Source organism: Lentibacillus salicampi, assembly GCF_004565465.1.
Taxonomy (GTDB): domain Bacteria; phylum Bacillota; class Bacilli; order Bacillales; family Amphibacillaceae; genus Lentibacillus; species Lentibacillus salicampi.
Window position 1 is genome coordinate 201,816 of record NZ_SRHY01000002.1, and the last position, 23,500, is coordinate 225,315.

18 protein-coding genes are annotated in these 23,500 nt (G+C 44.9%); 17 read left to right on the forward strand and 1 reads right to left on the reverse strand.

What is annotated here, in order from left to right:
- Positions 1-3: 3 nt before the first annotated feature.
- From E4U82_RS03215 to E4U82_RS19775, 7 genes are all read left to right on the forward strand, one after another.
- The gene (locus tag E4U82_RS03215; RefSeq protein WP_209300532.1) at positions 4-858 is read left to right on the forward strand and encodes a MurR/RpiR family transcriptional regulator; all 855 of its coding nucleotides are present in this window, start codon (positions 4-6) and stop codon (positions 856-858) included.
- A 487-nt stretch (positions 859-1,345) separates the two neighbouring features.
- Positions 1,346-2,257 carry an N-acetylmuramic acid 6-phosphate etherase gene (gene murQ, locus E4U82_RS03220; protein ID WP_135108596.1) on the forward strand — a complete coding sequence of 304 codons (912 nt, stop codon included), beginning with the start codon at positions 1,346-1,348 and terminating at the stop codon, positions 2,255-2,257.
- Positions 2,258-2,328: 71 nt separating this feature from the next.
- On the forward strand, positions 2,329-3,687 hold the full coding sequence (locus tag E4U82_RS03225) for an extracellular solute-binding protein (RefSeq protein ID WP_245183513.1): 1,359 nt from the start codon (positions 2,329-2,331) through the stop codon (positions 3,685-3,687).
- Positions 3,688-3,860: 173 nt separating this feature from the next.
- On the forward strand, positions 3,861-4,754 hold the full coding sequence (locus E4U82_RS03230; protein ID WP_135108597.1) for a carbohydrate ABC transporter permease: 894 nt from the start codon (positions 3,861-3,863) through the stop codon (positions 4,752-4,754).
- An 18-nt stretch (positions 4,755-4,772) separates the two neighbouring features.
- Positions 4,773-5,615 (forward strand): carbohydrate ABC transporter permease, encoded by an 843-nt coding sequence (locus tag E4U82_RS03235; protein WP_135108598.1) that lies wholly within the window; start codon positions 4,773-4,775, stop codon positions 5,613-5,615.
- 545 nt (positions 5,616-6,160) lie between these two features.
- A complete protein-coding gene (locus E4U82_RS03240; RefSeq protein WP_135108599.1) occupies positions 6,161-7,078 on the forward strand; it encodes a DMT family transporter in 918 nt (305 codons plus the stop codon).
- An 86-nt stretch (positions 7,079-7,164) separates the two neighbouring features.
- Positions 7,165-7,302, forward strand: a complete 138-nt coding sequence (locus E4U82_RS19775; protein WP_167751312.1) for a hypothetical protein — start codon at positions 7,165-7,167, stop codon at positions 7,300-7,302.
- 4 nt (positions 7,303-7,306) lie between these two features.
- Here E4U82_RS19775 and E4U82_RS03245 read toward each other — a convergent pair whose 3' ends face one another.
- Positions 7,307-8,641 (reverse strand): short-chain fatty acid transporter, encoded by a 1,335-nt coding sequence (locus tag E4U82_RS03245; protein WP_135108600.1) that lies wholly within the window; start codon positions 8,639-8,641, stop codon positions 7,307-7,309.
- A gap of 313 nt (positions 8,642-8,954) precedes the next feature.
- Between E4U82_RS03245 and E4U82_RS03250 the strand changes: the two genes are divergently transcribed.
- The 10 genes from E4U82_RS03250 to fabI all read left to right on the forward strand — a co-directional run bounded on the left by E4U82_RS03250 (position 8,955) and on the right by fabI (position 23,128).
- Positions 8,955-10,451: a TIGR02677 family protein gene (locus E4U82_RS03250; protein WP_135108601.1), complete on the forward strand. Its 1,497-nt coding sequence runs from the start codon at positions 8,955-8,957 to the stop codon at positions 10,449-10,451.
- The gene (locus E4U82_RS03255; protein WP_135108602.1) at positions 10,451-11,623 is read left to right on the forward strand and encodes a TIGR02678 family protein; all 1,173 of its coding nucleotides are present in this window, start codon (positions 10,451-10,453) and stop codon (positions 11,621-11,623) included. The genes E4U82_RS03250 and E4U82_RS03255 overlap by 1 nt, the downstream gene beginning before the upstream one ends.
- Entirely contained in the window at positions 11,607-15,746 is a 4,140-nt protein-coding gene (locus E4U82_RS03260) for a TIGR02680 family protein (RefSeq protein WP_135108603.1), read from the forward strand. The genes E4U82_RS03255 and E4U82_RS03260 overlap by 17 nt, the downstream gene beginning before the upstream one ends.
- A 12-nt stretch (positions 15,747-15,758) precedes the next feature.
- Positions 15,759-17,024, forward strand: a complete 1,266-nt coding sequence (locus tag E4U82_RS03265) for a TIGR02679 family protein (protein WP_135108604.1) — start codon at positions 15,759-15,761, stop codon at positions 17,022-17,024.
- Between the two features lie 170 nt (positions 17,025-17,194).
- Positions 17,195-17,479 carry a DUF2730 family protein gene (locus E4U82_RS03270; protein WP_135108605.1) on the forward strand — a complete coding sequence of 95 codons (285 nt, stop codon included), beginning with the start codon at positions 17,195-17,197 and terminating at the stop codon, positions 17,477-17,479.
- Positions 17,480-17,723: 244 nt separating this feature from the next.
- On the forward strand, positions 17,724-18,845 hold the full coding sequence (locus E4U82_RS03275) for a flagellin N-terminal helical domain-containing protein (RefSeq protein ID WP_135108606.1): 1,122 nt from the start codon (positions 17,724-17,726) through the stop codon (positions 18,843-18,845).
- 356 nt (positions 18,846-19,201) lie between these two features.
- On the forward strand, positions 19,202-19,303 hold the full coding sequence (locus E4U82_RS03280; protein WP_280687475.1) for a flagellin: 102 nt from the start codon (positions 19,202-19,204) through the stop codon (positions 19,301-19,303).
- A gap of 424 nt (positions 19,304-19,727) precedes the next feature.
- Positions 19,728-21,752 carry a flagellar filament capping protein FliD gene (fliD, locus tag E4U82_RS03285; RefSeq protein WP_135108607.1) on the forward strand — a complete coding sequence of 675 codons (2,025 nt, stop codon included), beginning with the start codon at positions 19,728-19,730 and terminating at the stop codon, positions 21,750-21,752.
- 81 nt (positions 21,753-21,833) lie between these two features.
- Entirely contained in the window at positions 21,834-22,202 is a 369-nt protein-coding gene (locus tag E4U82_RS03290) for a DUF8042 domain-containing protein (RefSeq protein WP_135108608.1), read from the forward strand.
- A gap of 146 nt (positions 22,203-22,348) precedes the next feature.
- Entirely contained in the window at positions 22,349-23,128 is a 780-nt protein-coding gene (gene fabI / locus E4U82_RS03295) for an enoyl-ACP reductase FabI (protein WP_135108609.1), read from the forward strand.
- Positions 23,129-23,500: the final 372 nt, after the last annotated feature.

Here is a 23,500-nt window from a genome sequence, read left to right on the forward strand (position 1 = left end):
CATGTGGCACACACAAAAGGCGGACTCGTTATTTTGAAAGAAATGGTGAATCGATTGCCACCTTCAGAGCGAAAAATTGCTGAATACATCTTGAACAATCCGGAAGAGTCAATTCTTTTAACCGCTTTGAGTCTTGGAGAAAAGAGTCAAACAAGCAGTGCTGCGGTGATCCGTTTATGCAAATCGTTGGGATTGAGTGGCTTTCAGGAATTAAAAATCAGAGTTGCCGGCGATCTTCAGGAAGAATCCCGCAATGAATACCGTGATATTGAACCGAATGAACCTTACCGAAACATTATTAATAAAGTGACATCAAACACGATTCAAACGCTAAAAGAAACAATCGATATTATGAGTGAACAGCAGCTGGAGGAGGCGGTATCCGCTTTATCAAATGCCAAATCGATTATCTTTATCGGAGTTGGGGCGTCATATATTGCTGCCAGTGATGCCGAGCAAAAATTCACCAGGATCAATAAACATGCTTTCTCATTTTCAGATGCCCATATGGCTGCCACGTCAATTGCGAATAAGGGGCCAGGTGATGTTGTCGTTGGCATATCGTTTTCAGGTAACACGAAAGAAACAAGCAAGTTACTGGAGATTGCCAAGCAAAAGGAAGTGACGACAATCAGTATTACAAAGTATGGAAATTCCCAGCTGAGTCAGTATTCCGACATTCAATTGCATACATCAGCGGCAAAGGAGGCAACTTTTCGAAGCGGTGCCACCTCGTCACGGATTGCACAGCTGCATGTCATTGATGTTTTGTTCATGAGCCTGGCATCAGTAGAATATGACGAGACGATTCAATACCTGGATGAGACCAGGAAAGCTATTTCACTTTTAAATGATTAGAGGATAATATTTGCTGTGAGTGAAATTATATTACATAATTAAAAAAATATATTGACAAATTAGTTCAAAAAGCCTATACTGAATCTTGAATATAGTCGAATATTAAAGAAAATTTTTTGTATACTCGATGGTTAAGTTGAGTGAAGTTTATAAATACAGGTGACGGGTTCCCGTGTACTATAATAAATCAGGGGTAGTAACATATACGGTCATCGAAGCTGAGGTAGCTTAAAAAATACGGAAGAGACTATTTCGTGGAAAAGATGATGATTCAGTCGGTCTGAAAATTATAATGTGTGCCATAGAACTATTATTCTAATTAGATTCCATTTTAATGAATAAATTAAAATTCTATTACATAAATTCATATAAAACATTGACAAAATAATTCAGTCTATCTATACTTAAAACAAACAATTAATTTGGTAATATTCCGTTTATTGAAAGCGTTTTATAATAACCTTTTGGCAGGGAGATTCATAGACATATGAAATTGGATAAATTAACGACAGAACAGCGTAATGAAGCAAGCATGGAATTGGATCAAATGTCTTCGATGGAACTTTTAAATGTCATCAACCAGGAAGACAAGAAAGTTGCAGGAGCTGTTGAAACCATATTGCCTAAGGTTCGTGACGCCGTTGAACATATTTATAGTGCATTGAAAAACGGCGGCCGGCTGTTTTACGTCGGCGCAGGAACAAGCGGCAGACTTGGCGTGGTGGATGCATCTGAATGCCCGCCGACATTTATGACGTCAAACGATATGATTCAGACGGTTATGGCAGGGGGAACAGGAGCTTTTTTTAATGCGGTTGAGGGGTCGGAAGATGAGGAAGCACAGGGCGTGCGGGATATCAAAGCGAAAAAACTGACGAATCGGGATGTTGTAGTCGGAATCACAGCAAGCGGTAGAACACCATATCCCATCGGAGCATTAAAATATGCACGCGAATCAGATGCTTACACTGTTTCGCTGTCCTGTAATGAAAGCGCATTGATCAGCGGGCTTGCTGATACTGCAATCGAAGTAGTGGTCGGACCAGAAGTTCTGACGGGATCAACCCGGATGAAAGCTGCCACAGCCCATAAGATGATTTTGAATATGATCAGCACAGCGACAATGGTAAAACTTGGAAAAGTATATGAAAATCTTATGGTGGATGTACATGCTAGTAATTATAAGTTAAAACAGCGAGCCAGAAGAATTATTATGGAAATCACTGGTGTTGACTACCACGAAGCTGATCGAACTCTTGTTTTAACGAATAATCAGGTAAAACCTGCCATTGTCATGATTAAAGGAGGTGTTACATACCAGAAAGCAGAAGAAGCGATCAGGCTTAGTGACGGTTATGTCCGTGACGCGATAGCAGAGGTAACTAACTCGAGTGTCTGAGACATCATTAATAGTAAACATGAACTATTAATGAGTTTCATATATTTTAATTAAAAAGGGGGAAGATCATTTTGAAGCGATTATTAAAAAATCCGTTTGTACTTTTTCTGATGATTGCTTTACTGATGATTGCGGTCGCCTGTTCAGACGACAGCTCATCAGAAGGGTCATCTGACGATAGCGGGGACGCTTCAGGTGAAGATGGATCAAGTGACAGCGAGGGGTTAAGCGGAACACTTGAAATTCAGTACTTTGTCGGGGGGTATGGTGACTCATGGTGGAAAGAAGTGATTGGTGATTTCCAGGAGGAGCATCCTGACCTGGAAATTAAAGAACATGCCGGACCGAATATTAATGAAGAAATGCGGTCGCGCTGGGTTTCCGGGGATCCGCCCGATGTTGTTTATATCGATGGTGCCGGATCGAGTGAGACGCAAATGGTTGAAGATGGTCAGCTGATGGATCTGACTGACTGGGCTCAGGATCTCGAAGTTGATGGAACACCGCTCATGGATAGTTTCATTGTGCAGCCGTCAGATTTTGATGGCAGCGTTTACAGCTTACCACTTGTATTTGATACGTGGGGCACATGGTATGACATCCCTTGGTTTGAGGAAAACGGCTGGGAAGTTCCAAGTGATTTTGACAGTTTCATGGATTCAATGGGTCAAATTCAGGAAGATGCCGATATTGCACCATTTGTCACCACAGGCCAGCATCCATATTACTTCCTGCGTGGCATGCTATATCCAGCATTCGGAGCAGCTGGTGGTGATGAATTATTGAATGATGTTATTACAGGTGCTGAAGGAGCATGGACAAGTGACACGGTGCTCGAGGTTATGAAAAAAGTAGAGAAAATGCAGCAGGAAGGCTATATTGATGAAGGATTTGCCGCGATTAACCATACACAGTCACAAATGAATTTCCTGCTTCATGATAATGCCTATATTCCGGTTGGATTCTGGCTGCCAAATGAAATGGAAAGCGACAAACCGGAAGATCTTGAATATGGTTTTGTCCCATCACCAATGAACGATGCAGGTGAACCAATGGCGGTTGTACCGGATATGCGTCCGCTGGCTATTGCCGAGGAAGCAGAAAATCCTGAGGCAGCCAAAGCATTCGTCGAGTTTGTATTTACAAAAGAGTACGCAAGCCTTTTCTCAGAGCATACGGGAGCGATTATGAATCTGCAGGGGGTTGATCTGGAATCAAATGAAAACGTGCCGCAATACTTGATTGATGCCAACAAAATGATCAATGATCCTGAGCAGGCACAAATCTATCAAAAGCCACATCCGATGAGTGCCGATTTGGAAACACCGATCAGTGATTCACTCGTTTCGCTTATGCTTGGTAACATTACGGCGGAAGAGTTTGTTGAGGAAGCTGAACAAGCGGCCAAAGAATACCGCAATAGTCAGTAAGTATTCAAGCGATCGGGTCGTGTTTCAATTCGATCGGGCCAGGCACAAAAAGCGATTGAGCGCGTCATGAATTCGATCGAACACCAGATAAACAAGTCAATATGTATGGGATGTGAAGGCTGTTTATGCGTTTTCACATTCCATACCCTTATTTCACCGGAAAGAGTGATTGGATGGTACAGTCTAAGAAACAAAAATATTTATTTTTGGCCTTTTGCCTCATTCCGACATTCATTATGTTCAGCATTTTTACGCTTTATCCCTTATTCAGCGGGTTGTATTATTCCTTTTTCGATATGTCGGGATCGTCACAGGCAAAGGAGTTTGTCGGGTTTGATAACTACATAAAGTTGTTTTCGGATGAAATTATTCCGGCAACGATTTGGCACGATTATTTTCTTGTTATTACAAAAGTGATCGGTATTATGATTATGGCGGTGTTTATCGCAGTTGCCCTAACACAGCTCAAAATTAAGGAAGCGCCATTTTACCGGATTATCTTTTTCTTTCCAAATATCATGTCGGTCGTCGTTATTGGCATTCTGTGGGCATTCATTTACAATCCGGATTTAGGTCTGATTAATTCCGGTCTTGAATTTCTTGGGCTTGAGAATTGGACAAGAGCATGGTTGGGGAATGAGAATTGGGCGCTGACAAGTCTTGTTTTGCCGTCCATCTGGGCTGGGATCGGCCTGTTCATGCTACTGTTAATGGGTGGGATCGCGAACATTTCCAAAAGCTACTATGAAGCGGCGCGTATTGACGGGGCAAATGAATGGCAGCAATTTTGGAAGGTAACGTTGCCGCTTGTCTGGCCTCAGATTAAAATCTCCATCTTGTACATCGTGATTACAACATTAAACGGTTCATTCATTATTGTACAGGTTATGACCGGGGGCGGACCGAATAACACAACACACGTGATGGGATCGTATCTTTATCAGCAGGCATTTCAGCAGTATAATTTTGGGTACGGTGCCACAATTGGTGTTATGATCCTGGTGATTTCATTGCTGACAGTATTGATTCTGCAATTTATTTTACGCAGAGACAAGGTGGAGTACTGATGGAGAGGGTGAATAAGCATGAAACGCAGCGTAGGTAACATGATATCGAGAACTGGCATAAGAATTCCGTTAATACTATGGTCGATTGCTGTGCTGTATCCGATTATTTGGATGTTTATCGGTTCATTTAAATCGAATGCGGAGATCTATGCGAATCCGTGGGGTTTTCCGGAAACATGGAATATCCAAAATTTCGCGACAGCGTGGACGGAATATAGTATCGATACAAGTGTGTTTAATAGTTTGATTGTCACAGCAGTGGGAGCTATTTTAACACTGGTGTTGGCAATACCGACCGCTTATGCACTTGAGCGGATCCGTTTTAAAGGAAGCCATTTTTTATTTACATTATATATTTCAGCGATGATGATCCCGATGGTACTGGGCTGGATTCCGCTATTTTTCCTGCTGGGGCAGTTTAATTTGCTGGATAATATCTTTGGACTCGCGATTGTGTATGCGATCAGTCAGCTACCGTTTTCGATTTTTGTCCTGACAAGTTTTATGAGTACAATTCCGAAATCGTTGGAAGAATCAGCTGCGATGGATGGCATGTCACCATATGGGGTGCTGTGGAAAATTATTACACCGCTGTCCATGTCGGGAATCATTACGGTGACGATCATGAACGCGATTCAGTTTTGGAATGAGTATTTTATGGCGCTAATCTTTTTGCAGTCGGAAGAAAATTACACACTGGCGCTGGCGATTGATTTTATCAGCAGTGAAGCACAGTATACCAATGCATGGGGAACATTATTTGCAAGTCTCGTCATTGCGATTGTTCCGGTCATTATTTTGTATTCGATTTTCCAGCAGCGGATTGCAAAAGGGATGACAGAAGGTGCGATTAAAGGTTAATTTTAAAAAAAGGATGTCCCGGTGGTGAAACGGTGCATCCTTTTTTTATGCATTTGGCTAAAATAAAAGGAGGGTGCCCCGGCTAACCGGAGCACCCAAAGTTATAAATAAAGGGGGAATCTTTCAACTTATATTCATCATAACCCCATAATGTGTGAGCGTCCATCCAACTTCATGATTAAAAAAATTGGGCAAGTGTGTCTGACAATGTCGAAGGGCCCAGTCGAAAAGTATGATCTATCACATAAGTTGCTATGGTGAACGGAAATTACTATACTAATAGTACGTGTTTAAAAAGGGAGGACAAAAAGGATCGGCAAGCTAAGTGCGCGACGTCAATCGCCAATGAGCACTAGCACGTCCTGTGCGTGGAAAGTTCACAGCGGAGAAACAAATCAACGAGCTTCCACAGGATGCGGCAACTTCTGCAGTTGGGGATTGACGTGTGTGGTTTTAGCAGAAGGTCCTCTATCGACGTGTCTTTTTTACCGGACTTTTTGAACAACTTTTCATAGTATTATGTCAGAAAAAGAGGTTTTTCGATAATGGGAAATGGGATATTAAAACATAGAGGGGTCGTTTGGGGACTGATTCTGCTCATTACAATCATTTGGGGCTATGCATGGGTGTTCATGAAAGCCTCGTTAAATTTCATGGGGCCGTTTACGTTTTCGGCATTTCGGTTTGGAACAGGGGCCGCAACACTGCTGCTTGCTCTGTGGATTCTGAAATCCGGTAGGCCACCAAGACGCATGTGGAAACATTTAGTAATCGTCGGGATTTTGCAGACGACCATCGTGTTTACATTTGTCATGTACGGGATGCAGTTTGTCGATGCTGGAAAATCGTCTGTGCTGTTGTACTCGATGCCGCTTTGGAGCAGTATTTTTGCCGTGAAAATTTTAGGTGAAAAAATCACGAATGGTAAGGTACTCGGTCTTATCCTTGGCATGATTGGGCTGGTGACAATACTTGGCTGGGATATCTTTTTTGTACAGGATTCGTCGGTTATTTTTGGCGAAGTGCTGATTATTGTCGCGGCGGTTTCGTGGGCCGCATCAAACGTGTATTACAGGGTGAAACTGGAGGGGATGACCCAGCTCCAGGTTTCCGCCTATCAGATGCTGTTCGGAACGATTGGGATCCTTATCGCCACATTGTTTGCTGAATGGGGCGAACCTGTCGTATTGACGGGTGAAAGTATTTTTTACATATTATTCACTGGTGTGCTGGCCTCTGCGCTGTGTTTTACCGTCTGGTTTGTGCTTCTGAGTCTTATTGATATGGTGACGGCAACCCTGTCGACACTACTCGTTCCAGTATTTGGCCTGTTTTTTGGCTGGTGGGTTTTAGGAGAGGAACTAACGAATAGCATTCTGCTCGGATCAGGCATGATTATTGTCGGAATCGCAGTTGCGCAGGTTTTTGGAAAAGAGAAAACAAGGCGTGCTGCTGAGGAGTGAAGGGGAGGCTGGAAGGCGAAAACGCCAGATTTCAGTTCAAAAATGCCAGATTAAGATAATAGTCGGGAGTCAGACAGTCTACCATAATGGCCAGACGCCAATCTGGCCGAAAAACGCCAAAATTCCTGTTGAAAACGCCAAACGAGTGGTTCAAAACCGACGTTATTATTGTCAGAGATCAGACAAACGACCCGGCATCTGACGTGACACCGGGACATTTTTAGAAGATTAAAAGAATAATAGTCCGATTGCAATCGGGAAAAAGCTGTACAAAAGAATCATGACACAAAAGCCCATGATGTCACGGACTTTTAAACCTGCAATCGCAAGGAGCGGCAAGGCCCAGAACGGCTGGATCATGTTCGTCCATGCATCACCCCATGCAACGCCCATCGCGGTTTTCGCCGTATCTGCGCCAATCTCAAGCGCTGCCGGAACCATGATGGGGCCCTGCACCGCCCACTGACCACCACCAGAAGGGACAAAGAAATTCACGATTCCGGCGCTGATAAAGGAGAACAGCGGCAAGGTTACATCATTTGAGATGCTCACAAACCACATGGACATTTCCTGTGACAGTCCAGATTCCACCATCATGCCCATGATCCCGGCATAAAAGGGGAACTGGATGATGATTCCACCGACGTTTTTGACCGCATTTGAGATGCTATTTAGAAAGCGTCGTGGCGTCCGATGAAAGATAACCCCCAGAAATAGCATCATAAAGTTGACGATGTTAATATTCAAATCAAAGCCATTTTGTGCAAAATGATAGATGATGAATCCAATCCCCATGACACCTATAACAAGCGAGACAATAGGGCTGTTCTCAAGCCGCTCGGCCGGTGTGCTATTTTCAGTATTGACAGCCTCTTCTCCCTCGGCATCATCATATTCATTCGTACTCCAGGATGATGCATCCGTATTGTTCAGCGGATCGCGAGTTTTCATCAGATACCAGTTTAATAGCGGCAATGTGACGAGCAGAAACACCACAATGAACAGATTATAGCTGCTGAAAAGCGTTTCTGTAACGGGAATAGAGCCAATCGCGTCTGTCAGGAAGTGGTCATCGGTTGCGATCAATAACGGAATCGAACCGGAAAAACCGCCATGCCACAGTAAAAAACCGCTGTACGCACTTGCCACCAGTAAGCGGTAATCAACCGATGTGACGCGCTTTGCCACGTGAATAGCCAGAAGCGCTCCCACAACAAGCCCGAAACCATAGTTGATCAGACAAGCGAGCGAGGCAACAAACGTCACCAGTAAAATCGCCTGACCCGGCGTTTTGGCCAGAGTGCTGATTTTCTCCAAAATTTTTCGGACAAACGGTGTGCTGGCCAGAATGTATCCTGTCACAACGATCAGGGACATCTGCATGGCAAACGCCAGAAGATCCCAGAAGCCGGTACCCCAGTACGAAACCATATCAACAGGTGAACTGCCCGTAATGCCCATGCCGAGAAGGAACACAATGATTGTCAGGATGATGGCAAAGAGAAAAGCGTCCGGTAAATACCGCTGCACCATCCGGTCAAAAAATGACGTCAAAATTTTCAAGCTGAATCTCCCCTTTGTTTTGTAAGCGGTTTAAACACTCTATAAAACTAGCAGAAAAATCGACATACCGTCAAGCGAGCTTTTTTATCCATATGATTCGATAGGTAAAATGATGCACAGGCTGACTGGGATCTGCGCTCAAGCAGCCTGATTTGAGAGGATGTAGGTCCAACTCGAGCGAGCAGAGGTCCAACTCGAGCGAGACCCCCCCTACCCATTCAAAAGTTCACATGAATTTCCACACTTTCTTCGATAGACATATCCCCGCCGCAGACGTACAATAGAAGAAAGTCGAAAATTGCGAGTGATCAATATGCAGGGACAAGCTTTCAAAAAAGTGCAGGAAGCCTCCTATTTGACAGCGGATAAAGCGTGGAGCTACCGCGCGATTCTCCGTTATTTTTACGTGCAGCATGAGCGAATGCGGGAATTTCTTTTTCCGGAAGAAATCTTTACGCATTTGAAGGATCTTGACGGGTTCCAGGACTTTACGGAAGATCAGCTGCATCAGGATCTTGACCAGCTTGTGAAGTGGAACAATCTAGTTGCGCGGCAGGAAATGAGCCGTGCCAGCACCATCGAGGAGTTTAAGAAAAAACGATACCGCTATCAGTCCACACCATATACAATCGAATTTGAACGGATGCTTCAGCAGATGGAACAAGGTGGGGAGGCATTCGGTGGGTCACTTGAGCGGAAAGAGTTTGAACGGCTTTACCAGGAATTGATAAAAGTAGAGACAATAGTCAACGGCCAGGATCTGCCACCTGCTGATGAATGCGCTCAGCTGTGGAATGATATTTTCGCATACTTCCGGTCGATTAATCAAAATACGTCCGACTATATGGCACATATCAACAGTGAAGCGGCTGAGGAGCGGATGCAGACCGAAGCATTTCTCGCCTATAAGGATCAATTCACCACGTATTTGCGCGATTTCATTATCGGCCTTCAGCAAACAGCCCTGAAAATCCAGCAGCTTCTCGGGACCATCAGCATCAAACAATTGGAGCCGTTGATCAATCAGGTCATCATCCATCAGCAACAGGTCCCCCGTTTTGAGGATGTTGGATTGGATGAACAAGCACTAATCACGGATCAGGCGGAAAAATGGCGCAGTTTATGTGACTGGTTCCTCGGCAGTAAACATGGGGAAAGCAATCTGGATATGCTGCAGACAAGGACGAATGAACAGATCCGCCGCATCACACGAATTGTGCAGCGTCTGGGTGAGCGCCATCATTATTTCCGAAGTCGTAAAAAGGATTATCTGCATTTGGCTGAGTGGTTTGATTCGATGGACGATGTAAAAGAAGCTCATGAATTGTCCTCGGTTGCTTTCGGGGTTTTCCACACAAGACACTTGTTCAGTGATCACGTCCCGACCGATGATATTTACACGGATATTTGGGACGAGGACCCGATGGAACACGAAACAAAGCCTCGCATCCGGAATTACCGGGAAAAAACACGGCCCGGTGCCATCCTCAGCCAGCAGCAGCAAAAAGAACAAGCCCGTCTTGAGCATTTGCGGAACAAGCAGCTTGAACAGGAAACGCTGGAAAAATATATGACGGGCAACGAAATTCGGCTGGAAGAACTGCCAACGGTTGAGCCGTATGTACGGAAAATGCTGCTCGGTTGGGTTGGCAAAGCAATGGCCCGGAAAGACCGGTCGTTTAAAACCGAATTTGGCCGCCAAGTAAAAGTCATAATGAAGCAGGGCGAGCGGGTTATTTTGCATGCGGAAGATGGTAGTATTGAGATGCCAAACGTGACATTTCAATTTTTTGATGAGGTGAACGCCTGATGGAAGTTAATCAATTTGATGACAAAGCAGAGCGGGCACTGGCACTGCTTCTGGAAAAATTCTGGATCTTGCGCCTTGAAGAGCCTGAAACGTACCAGCTGATCCGCGAGCGGGAAAAAGTCCTGAAACGTTACGTTGATGATAAATTAGGATTTGACCTGATTGTCCACCAGCATTTCATCAAGCTGGAAAAAATACCGGTTGAACCGAAGAGCTGGATGGGCATTCAGGACTTTCAGGAACCGCGGGATTATGCGATGTTCTGCTGTGCGCTGGCATTCACAGAAAATCGCTCGGTCGATGAGCAATTTTTATTATCCGATATTTGTGAGGAAATCAAAGACCTGTATCCGGGGGAATTTCCGCTTGACTGGACGAACTACAACCACCGCCGTTCGCTTGTCCGGGTGATCAAGATGCTGGAGAAGGTAACGATCCTTAAGTCAGTTGAAGGTGAAATCGACCGGTTTGCCATGGATGCAGAACAGGAAGTGCTGTATGAAACGACCGTTTACGCGCGGTATTTCATGCGCTCGTATCCGAGGGACTTATTCGAATACGAAACAACAGAGGAGATTCTGGCAAGTGAATGGGAGCGACATGAAGCGGATGAACGACGGAAACGCGTCTACCGTAAATTATTCATTTCACCGGTCGTACATCGGGAAGGTGAGGATGACCCTGATTTTGCCTACATTCGTAATTTCCGTAATCGGCTGCGCGAAGATATAGAGGAACACACCCAGTTCAGGCTGGAGGTGTTCAAAAATGCTGCCTTGCTTGTAGCAGACGAACGAAAACAGGAATTGTCTCTGTTCCCGGATCAAAAAGCAATTATGGATGTTGCGCTGCATATGGCAAGCTATTTGCGGAGCCAGGATACCTATCAGCCGGATGAACTTGGAACGATACGCATTTCCCGCATCGCCCTAGAGGAGGTCGTCACCGAGGTCCGGGGAATTTATGGAACAGGCTGGAGCAAACACTATCGGGAATCAACCATCGCCAGCATGACCAACGAATTGGTCGATTGGCTGTGGGATTGGGAGATGCTAGACGTGGAGCCTGTGACCGAAGCATATATCATCAAACCACTGTTCGGACGGGCGACAGGGCATTATCCGAAAGACTTTTTAGCACGGGAGGGTGAGACACATGAGCAAGAATCATAAATGGAAAATGAATCGGGCCGGACTGTTGAACTTCTGGTATTATGACGATGAAATATTTGATTTTGCGGACGGAAAGCTCTTACTCCGGGGCTCGAATGGATCCGGTAAATCTGTGACGATGCAAAGTATATTGCCGGTTTTGCTTGACGGGAAAAAGTCACCCGACCGGCTCGATCCATTTGGGTCACGGGCACGCAAAATGGAAGACTATCTGCTTGGAGAAAAAGACGTGGTTGACCGTGATGAGCGGACAGGCTATTTGTTCCTCGAGTACAAACGTGAGGACACGAATCAATTTATCACAACCGGTATCGGATTGCAGGCGCGCCGCCATAAAAATATGAATTTCTGGGGGTTTGTCATCACCGATAACCGTCGTATAGGACAAGATTTCACCCTGTACGAATTGGAAAATAACGGCGGTGAAAAGCAACGAATCCCGTTGTCACGCGTCCAGCTGGAAAACCGGATTGGAAGCGGTGGCCAAGTTGTACGGACACAGGGCGAATACATGAAACTGGTGAATAAGCATATTTTCGGCTTTGCCGATATGGATGCATATGATGATCTGATCAAATTGCTGATTCAACTGCGCAGTCCGAAACTGTCAAAGGAATTTCGCCCGACTGCCATTTATGAAATCCTGGAGGCATCCCTGCCGCCACTGACGGATGACGATTTGCGCCATTTGTCCGATACGATTGAGCATATGGACCAGACGAAACAGCAGATCGAGCAGCTGGAAAGGGAAGCGACAGCGCTGGAAAAATTGTTGAAACGGTATGATACCTATAATCAATATAAATTGGCGGACAAGGCCAATCAGTATGTTGAAGCTAAGAAGCGCTACAATAAGGAAGAAAAAACGTTTTCCGAAAAACAGAACCAGAAACAGAAACTGGAAGCATCAATTGCTGAATTTGAGGAACGGAAACGTGAACTGGACCAGACGTCAGCTGTCCTGGAGCAGAAACGTAACCGTCTGCAAAGCCATAAAGTGTGGAATTTGGAAACGGAAAAACAGAACGAAGAGAAAGGATTAAGGGAACTCAAGGCTGATCACGACAAAAGAGACAAGGCCCTCACAGAGAAAAAACAACAGGAACTTCGCACGAAAGAAAGACAGGAGCAGCTGGAAGCGGACCTGGATGATATGGGCCGTGAGCTGGGTGACATGATTGATGACCTGGACCAGGATGCAGAAGATGCTTCGTTTTTACAGCACAGTCTTAACAAGGATGACTTCGAGCGCCACCAGGATACGGATCACGATTTTTCGGTGTGGAAAAAAGAAGCCGAACAGCATTATCAGGCGCTGGAGTCGATTACAGACCAGCTTCGGGAGTATGAGCAAAAGAAAACGGCCATTGCCGATCTTGACGGGGACATGGCTTCAGCCAAAATGGACCAGGATAAACTGAAGCAGGAAGAGCAGGACTGGCTCGGTATTTTTGAAAAAGATAAGCAGGATAAATTATCGGAAATTCACACATGGGCTGAGCGCTATGACTTTTTGCCGATCAGTGACGAGGTGCTGCAGCAGACATCGCGGGACATGTATCGTTTGTATGAGCCGGTGAAGTATGAAAATATCAGGACGGCGTTTGTCCAGGCTGGAACCGATTATGAGCTGGAAATCAACAAGCAGATTGCCCGGAAAGATAGTCGGATCACCCGGATTGAAGAGGATATCCGCAGTAAGCAACTTGACCTGGATGAATTAAAAAAGAAACGTGATCCCGAACCGCCGAATCAGCAGGAGCAGACACGCGATGCCCGCCGCAAATTAGCTGAATCGGGGTACCATTTTGTGCCGTTCTATGAAGCGGTCGAATTTCAGGAAGACACGCCGGAAGATGTACGACAAAACATTGAAGCGGCATTGATCGATGCGGGGCTTTTGGATGCCCTGATTACCGATGAGGCATTTCCGATCGAGCATGACCGGATTTTGGAAGCAACTCCGAATATGATGGCGCACACGCTTGCTGATTATTTGCAGCCGGATTTGGATGATAAGGCTACTGTGAGCGAAGTAAGGGTTGATGAAGTTCTGCGCAGTATTTTGGTCGACGACGACACTGCTGACAGTGTGGTGATTAACGGTGATGGCACATATCAGATCGGCCTGATGCGCGGCCACGCCGTACGGGTTGAGCAAGTACGGTTCATCGGCCGGAATGCTCGAAAACGCTACAGACAGCAGCAAATTGAACAACTGACGGCCGAAATCGAAGCGTTGGAAACGGAAAAACAAACGGTTGAGCAGGATATCGACGCATTACGGGTCAATATCCAGGAAGCGAAAGATGCGATCGCTGCTTTCCCGGTGGATGAGGATTTGGCGGAGAGCTTTTCCCATATTAAAGAGAAACGTTTTGACATCAGCCAATACGAGAAAAAATTGCATGAGATGGACGAGCAAATGAGCCAGTTGAATCAGGCCTATCGGGAAATCAAAAGCAAACTGGACGTAGAAACCCGTGATTTCAATCTTGAATTTTCGTATGAAGCCTATCAGCAAGCACAACGAATCATGCGGCAGTATGAAAAAGATTTGCATAGTCTGATCAATAAGCATACGACATACCGCTATACGGCACAGCAATTGCAGCAGACTCAAGAACGGCTGGACGAACTCGTTTCAGAAGTTGATGAACTGCAGGGCGAGTTAAATGTACTTGCTGATCGGCAGTCGCAGAAGGAACAAAACATCGCCGAAATTGAAAAGCAGCTGGAATCGGCAGGCGTTGCCGATATCCGCCGGCAAATCCAGGAAGTTCAGGAAGACATCAGTGCGACGACTCATGAGCTTGATCAGATCAAAACGGATTTGCCGAAAAAAGTAGCGGACAGGGATGTGCTCGTGGGTGAAATGCAGACCGCCGAGCAGAAACTCGGGTTTTGGAAAAACATGATCGGAGCCTGGCAGGAAGCCTTTAACGATGAGGTCACTCTGGGATTTGTTGACGTACCTGATCAGGAGATGGACGCATTAGCAGCGGCGATTGCCAAACAATATAAGGACTTTTTGAAAGAAAAAGACCCATCAACGATTGAAAGCCAGCTGACGAGTGCTTATTTCGAACAGCAATCCAATCTGATGGAATACCGCATGACGGATACGGAAATGCCGGCAACGGAGCTTGATTGGATGCGCGATGATTGGAACGAAGAACAGCGCATCCAAATGGATAACTGGCGGCAGAAAACGAGCCGTCGTCTGATTGAGCTAGATTTTCAAGGGAAGCGGGTCAGCCCGTACTACATTAAGGAAAAAGTCGAAACAGACCGCGCACAGCAACAGTCTATGCTTGATGATCAGGACCGCCAGCTGTATGAAGAAATCCTGTTTGATTCGGTCGGTAAAAAGCTCCGGAGCCGGATCAACCGGGCACAGGACTGGACGGAAAAGATGAACAAACTGATGACGAACAGTGATTCATCATCTGGCTTGTCATTCTCAATCAAGTGGAAACCACGCACCGCCGAAACCGAAGCTGAAATGGACACGAAAGAACTCGTTGATCTGCTGCGGCGTGATGCCCGCTTGCTGAAAGAAGAAGACATTAACCAGGTGATTGAGCATTTCCGCTCCAAAATCGAACGCGCCAAAGAACTCGTTGAAGTGAAAGGTGAGGGCAACACGTTGCTGCAGGTGCTCAAGGATGTGCTGGATTACCGGAACTGGTTCTCGTTTGTTTTATCATATCAGCGCGAAGGCGAACCAAAACGTGAACTAACCAACCATGCCTTTTACAAATTCTCAGGCGGCGAAAAGGCAATGGCCATGTATATTCCTCTGTTCACGGCATGCTATTCACGATACTTGGAAGCAGATAAAACCGCGCCGTATATTATTTCGCTGGATGAAGCATTTGCCGGCGTCGACGAAAACAACATTCGGGAAATGTTCGAAATCGTTGAGGAGCTTGAGTTTGATTATATTATGAACTCCCAGGTGCTCTGGGGTGACTATGACACGATTTCATCATTGGCCATCGCGGAACTCGTACGGCCCAAAAATGAAAGCTTTGTGAGCGTCATCCGCTATCACTGGGACGGCAACACCCGGCATCTGGTCGTAAGCGGGGAAGATGAAGTTGCGGCAACCGATTCGTAAAGGACGTTTGTTATGGATAAAGCAATGCAGGCAGCTGTGAGATTTTTCAAAAGCGAACAAGCCTATCAAAAATTATTCGCTCAGTTTAAAAAGAAATACGAGTCACTCGGTAGAATCGGTGGGACTGTACCAGTTCGGTTGTTTACGGAGAAGGAACTGGAGGTAATCGGCGGCTTTTTCGGCATGCCGGGGTCAAGGTTGGCGGAAAAAGGCTCGATTTCGGTTGTAGCGTTTGAGCGACAGTTAGCTGACACCCGATTTGGTGACGTTGAATTGAAGGCATTGCTGGATGCGTATTTTGGTGAAGTGATCATTTCCAAAAAGCAATGGAAACAGGAGAAGACAGACAGTTTGCGCCGTTTTATTGAAGAATTGCGGGCAGAACATGCTGCTTTGGGATTCTGGTTTGACCACTTGCTGGAAAATAGCGCCGATGTTCGCTGGATATGGACGCTGATTGATAAGGAACCGGATTGTTTTGCGGTGATGGCTGCCCGGGTTGATGGCGCTTATCGTCATTTGCCGGTTTCACCGGAGCGGCTGCCGATGTTCAGTCAGCGCATTACCGGTGACCCGCATGCGTTTGATTTGCAGACGGACTTAGGAAAATTATGGCTGCATCTGTTGGCTGTGGCGGCTGATATTGCTCATCCCTTCAGCACTGAAGCAATCAATGAATTGCTGCAGGACTTTAACATTTACCGCGATGATTTGCTGAACTATGTTACGTGTGCCGGGCTGTATGCGGAAACGGCTGATGGCATGCACCCTGTTTGGAAAGCTGCTGTCGGGCAAAACACGGTGCAGATTGTCCCGATTCGCGAGCTGGTTCCGCTGACAAAGATTTATCCATCTTACGGTTCAGATGTCTGGATCGTGGAAAATTCCGGTGTCTGTGCAACACTGCTGGATTACAAACCGGATGCATCGATTGTCTGTACGAACGGTCAGTTTACGCTCGCTGCATTAATGCTGCTGGATCGACTGACCGAATCGGAGTGCACCCTGCATTATGCCGGCGACTTTGACCCGGAAGGCTTGGGAATGGCACAACGGCTGTTGGATAGGTATCCGGGAGGCCGCGTTCAGTTGTGGCATATGGATGGTATGGCCTATGCTGAGAGCAACCCGGTAAAGGAATTGTCGGAGGAACGGTTGGAGAAGTTGAATCGGATTGAACATCCACGGTTGGTGGAGGTAGCCGATCTGATGAAGGCGAAAGGTAAAGCGGGGTATCAGGAAGCACTGGTGGAGCGGATGGTGAAAGATATTCTATAAAAAGTCTGGTTTTGAAAAATGGCTGTTACAGCAGAAACAAAAATTCATATTTCCTATGCTGAAAAATTAAATTTTCAGGCTGTTATCCTGTCGAATTTCACATTATGTTCGCTTGTTGGACAGGTGCTGGAATGCTATGATAAGTCTATCAATTATTGGGGGCAAACCGGATGAGCAAAATAACCATGGATGATCTGTTTGTGGCGATTCAGGAACTGTCCAAAGATGTTGGGGAGGTACAGGAAAGTGTCAACAGGTTAGACGGCCGTGTCGAAAATTTGGAAAATCGAGTAGGAAATCTAGAAACCAGAGCAGAGAACATAGAGACAGAAATGAAAAAGATGCGTGGTGATGTACGCAAAATCGATCATAAACTAAATAAATTCAACAATGATCTTGCCGAGTCCAATGCTCGTATTTCAATCCTCGAACAAGAAGTGGGCATTGACTACTGAAAGCTTGCAGCACGCAGGCTTATTTTTTTGCCCTTTTAATATCCTTCAAAAGTCCTGTAAATTTTTCCGAAAAAGATTTAAACATTCTCGAAACCTGCCGATATAAGACATACATCATCATGATGCATGAATGTTATGGCCATAACATTAGAAAGGAGATAACAACTTTGAATAAGGGTTGTTATCACGAGGGACACAAGGATGTGACCCGCAAAAAAACTACATTTACATGGAGGTATGGAAAATGAGAATTAATCACAACATTGCAGCGCTTAACACGTATCGTCAGTTAGGCCAAGCAAACAACGCACAACAAAGTTCTATGGAAAAGCTATCATCGGGGCTTCGTATTAACAATGCTTCTGATGATGCTGCAGGTTTAGCAATTTCCGAAAAAATGCGTGGTCAGATTCGTGGTTTGGAGCAAGCACAGACCAACGCGCAGGATGGGATATCGATGATACAGACTGCAGAAGGAGCTTTAAATGAAACACACAGCATCCTGCAACGTATGCGTGAGCTTGCAACTCAGGCCTCAAACGATACGAACACAGATACGGACCGTGGAGAAATTCAAAAGGAGATTAACCAATTAACGTCTGAGATTAACCGTGTTGGGAATACGACGGAATTTAATACGCAAGAGTTGTTAAATGGTGGTTCTACAGGTGAACTGGGGAATTTTTCAGTGGAAACCAATAGTAACGATAGTACCTCAACTCCTGGTGTTTATAATATTGAACTTACCAGTAATGTTTCTGCTGGACAAAAAGTAACTTTTGGAGATGTTTCATTGACAGAGGGAACGGACTTTGATGCTGGAAATGATGCAGCAGCAACGGCAACAGCGATTGCAACAGCAATAAGTAGTGAGGGAACATACTCGGCAAATGCGTCTTCTGGCGTGTTAACCCTTACAGAAGATACAGCTTCAGGAACAGATCTATCAGCTAGTGATTTTTCTGTAACTGGAGGAACTGGAGGGGACGGCTTCCAAGCCAGTTTCCAAGTTGGTGCGAATGAAGGTCAGAGCATGTCAATTGAAATTAGTGATATGAGAGCTAATGCCCTTGGACTAACTGGTACAGCTGGAACGGAAGGCTTTACAGGTGAAGACTCTGTTACAGATGGCACAAACAATGAAACCGTTGAAGCAGCCCTTGATGTTTCAACACATGAGGCTGCTGCTGAAGCTATTACTGTAATTAACGATGCGATTGAAGAAGTATCTTCACAACGTTCTAACCTTGGTGCTTATCAAAACCGTTTAGACCATACTATTAATAACTTGGGCACATCAACTGAAAACTTAACTGCTGCGGAATCTCGTATCCGCGACGTAGATTATGCTTTAACTGCTGCATAAGCAGTAATAAGCACGGTCGTCCTAGCTGGTAACGGTTAGCGAGTATTATCGGGTGAATTGCTGGAAATCCCTTAGAGCTTTTCTTACCACAACGTAATTGGAAACGATAGGCGTGATGGTTAAAAAAAGAAAAGATTGGGCAATCAGCAGCCAAGCTCCTGTGCGGAAACACTGGAGAAGGTTCAACGACTAGGATAAACCATCTAAGGCAAATGCTATGATGATGAAATCCATAGGTGAAGCAATGGCGGTTCAACATTGTGAATCCGAAGTGCCCGACCCCTATCAGAACATTGGAGGGTGAAGATATAGTCTAGTCATTTATGAAAGTAAATGTTCGCACGATGGCGAAAGAAATGATGAACCAAACGAAGAGTTCAATCCTCGCACAAGCATCACAGAGCATGTTGGCTCAAGCAAACCAAATGCCTCAAGGGGTATTGCAGTTGCTTCGTTAATTTAAGATTATTTGTAAGGGACTCTAGAATTTTTCTAGAGTCTTTTTCATTTTTTTGAGAAAGTATATGTAATCTTAAGTATTTTGATAACTATTCAGGTCCAAGTATATAACATACACACCATTTTGGACTGGGAAGAAACTTGATTTAAAAAACCCTCCATTGCAAGTTTACATCCAAGGATTTATTAGAATTAAAACCAAATGACTTAGAAGTTGTGGTTGGTCCACTTTCAGATCGGGATAAAGTTGGTTTACTTTAAAAATACATCTCGGTTTTGAAGCATTTTCAATAAGAATGAATCTCATCAATATATTAAGTCTTCCCCCTAAACATTCCCGACCCATCACCCGATATAATATAAAAGAACCCTAAACCAAATGACTTAAATAATAGATAACCACAAACTCCAGAGGTGAACATTATGCGAATTGGCGGTCTGGCATCAGGCATGGATATTGATAAGATGGTTAATGACCTGATGAAGGCGGAACGTATGCCGCTTCAGAATATGGAACAGGATCGCACGTGGTTGACGTGGCAGCGTGATGCGTACCGCGATGTGAATAAGAATTTTATGGAATTTCGCTCCCAGCTGACAGATATGAAGATGTCGACTGCATTCCGGGAAAGGACGACCTCCTCTACAAACAGCGATCTGGTTACGGCAAGTGCCTCAAGTGCAGCGAGTCAGTCATCCTATAATATTTCCGAGGTCTCGCAGCTGGCGAGCGCTGCGACGAAGGTGAATGCCAGCAGTATTTTCGATGATCCGGAATCCGTTGATACGAGAAAGAGTCTTAAAGAAATGGAAGCAGCATTCTCTAACCCGATTACCTGGAAGCAGGGCAGTGTCAAATCAGAATCGATCTCTGTCAAATCGGATAATAATGAGTTTTCCCTTAACCTTCAGGCAGGCACGACGCTAACAAATTTAGAGGATATGTCGATCCAGGTGGGCAATGACTATTATACCGCAGTTACCGGTAAACCAGCAGAGGAATTGGCTGATCATGAGGTTAATGTGGATACTGATACAGGCGATTTAACGTTTAAAAATGACCTTGGCAAAGGTTCGAAAATAGATGCCAAATACGTTACTGATTTTCAAGTGGATACGATGACAACGGCTGCTGAAGGGACGACAATTAAGCTTTCCAATCAGCAGGTGAGTGCAGATGGTTTAACATTAACGATTGGTGAATCAGAATATACGGCCGCTGGGACAGATATCGTGGACAGTGGAAATAATGTTGTGGGCTCGATTGACAGTCAAGAAGGAATTATTACCATGGATGATGGTCATATTGAAGCCGACTCGGACGTTCAAGTTAAATACAATTATGACTATATGAATTTCGGGGTTGGTTCCCACACTGAAGAAGGCTTCAAAAATGAAATGTTTAATATCAAGGGAAGCCAGTCATTTGATTCAATGGTCAATGAGGTTAACGGGGCTGATAATGGTGTCAGTATGTTTTATGACGACATGACGGGGCAAATGTCGCTGACGAGAACAGAGACCGGTCATTTTAACGAGGGTGGCGACGGGGACGAAATTATAACTTCCGGTTCCTTTACAACAGACCAATTGCATTTCACCGATAACACACAGGAAAACGGGGGCCAAAACGCCAAATTCACCTTGAACGGCTTAACAACGGAAAGAACGTCCAACTCATTTGAAGTATCCGGCGTGACTTTTAATCTGAAGCACGAGTTTTCCGGTGAGAACGTACGAGTCAATATCGCCAACGATACGGATGCTGTTTTTGAGAATATCAAGGGGTTTGTGGAAAAATATAATGAACTGATCGGAAATGTTCAAGATAAGCTCCAGGAAGAGCGCCACCGGGATTATCGTCCGTTGACAGAGAAACAGCGCGAGGATATGTCAGAACATCAGCAGGAATTGTGGGAAGAAAAATCGAAAAGCGGTATGTTGAGAAGAGATCCAATGCTGTCCGGTGCGCTGAATGATATGCGGCGTGACTTTTATACACAGGTAGAAAATAGTGGCATTCCGTCCGGGTACGACCAATTGGCGAGCATTGGCATCAACACAACACCTAATTACCTTGAAGGCGGTAAACTGGAAATTAACGAGGCTGAATTAAAATCGGCTATCCAGAACAATCCCGAAGCTGTTGAAGAGTTATTTACAAGCCAAGGGTCTTCTTATAATGAAAATGGTATTCTGCAGCGGATGACGGATTCGGTTAATCAGGCGATGGATCAGATAACTGAAAAAGCGGGTAATTCATTTACAACCGAAAGCCAGTATACCATGGGCGAACGATTGGATGATATGAACGACCGCATCACCGCGTTTGAAGACCGTTTAGTCCAGGTGGAGGATCGTTACTGGCGTCAATTCACCCAAATGGAAAAAGCGATTCAACAAATGAATTCACAGTCCAATTACCTCATGCAGCAATTTGGCGGCTGATTTTAGCTCAGCATCAGCGCATCGTTCATTTTAGTGAATGGGGCCTGATGGCTTTCAATACATACAAAGCGAGGATTCTATATGGAAAAATATAGTGATGTCATGAAACAGTCTTCAGCATTACTGGAGACAGTCGATGAAGGGCTGCAGCATATGCAAACGTTACTGAAACATGGAAAATATGAAGCGACCATTTCCTTATTCGAGGATATTGTCCAGGCATTTTCTACGATTGAAAAATCTGTGCTTAATTTGCCGGAAGAACTGCTGACCGATGATATCCAATCATTGACAGGGAAAGTCAGAAACGCGTTGGATAGCGTGGTGGATGCATATGAAGCAAACCGTTATGGCAGCGTTCGAGAATTATTACAGTTTACATTATTGCCGGTGTATCGGAAATGGGCGAAGGAACTGAACCGAACGTTTACGCTGTATGTTGTTTCATGAGAGATATCACTTTTTCGTGCATACGTAATAATTGTACAGAATGATATTTTGCCCGCTACGTAACTACTCAAACTTCAAGTATTTAACACCTGGTCCTAAGTATGCTACATTATAACTATGAAACGTTCAATCGGAGGTACATATATATGAATGCACTATTAAAAGATAAAAATATCGTTGTGATGGGGGTTGCGAATAACCGCAGCATTGCTTGGGGGATCACCAAATCGCTCCACGATGCCGGGGCTAATCTTATTTTCACGTATCGTCAGGAGCGGTCAAAGCAAAAATTGGAAAAGCTGCTGGATAAAAATCAAATCGATGCCAAATTGGTTGTGGCATGTGACGTTGAGGATGATGACAGTATTAAGCAAGCCTTTCAGGAAATAGGCGATGATGCCGGAACCATTCACGGGCTTGTCCATTCTGTTGCGTTTGCCAACACGGATGAACTGAAAGGTGATTATGCAGATACATCCCGTGACGGCTACCTGCTGGCCCAGAACATTAGCTCTTATTCGCTTGTTGCCGTGACACGGGAAGCCAGAAAATATATGAGTGAGGGAGGCGGCATCGTAACTCAGACATACCTTGGCTCGGAACGTGTTGTCCCGAATTATAATGTGATGGGTGTGGCCAAAGCTGCGCTGGAAGCAAGCGTGCGTTACCTTGCAGAAGATGTTGGTAAAGACGGAATTCGGGTAAACGCTGTGTCGGCAGGTCCAATTCGCACGTTATCAGCCAAAGGTGTTTCCGGCTTCAACGAAAAGATGTCCGTTATTGAAGAAAAAGCACCGCTCCGCCGGCAGGTTGATCAGGATCAGGTCGGGGATGCGACATTGTTTTTACTGAGTGATTTGGCACGCGGTGTTACCGGAGAAGTACTGCACGTTGATTCCGGCTTCCATATTGTTGCCGGATCCTAGCAAGGCAAGTCATTCCTCATCATTCATACAGTTTTTCAGACGAGCATTCGAACTCAGTGTGCTCGTTTTTTGAAAGATAAAATCGAAATCATTTTAGCCCCTGCCACGGTGCGATCCACTGTGGTATTTTTATTTTCTGTACCATACTTTCTATATAGATACAATATTTTTCGTGTATATCACAATTCATTTCTTAAAAATATTCACAAAAAGTTCATAAATTTAAAATGGTATAAACTCCTTTGAAAAATGGGATGTTTTACCTGAAAATACGACAACAATATACAGCAATCGACATTTTTTCCATCAAAACCCGATTGAAATATTCCCATTCGACAAAACCTGGCAAAAGCTTACGATGTTTGACGGATG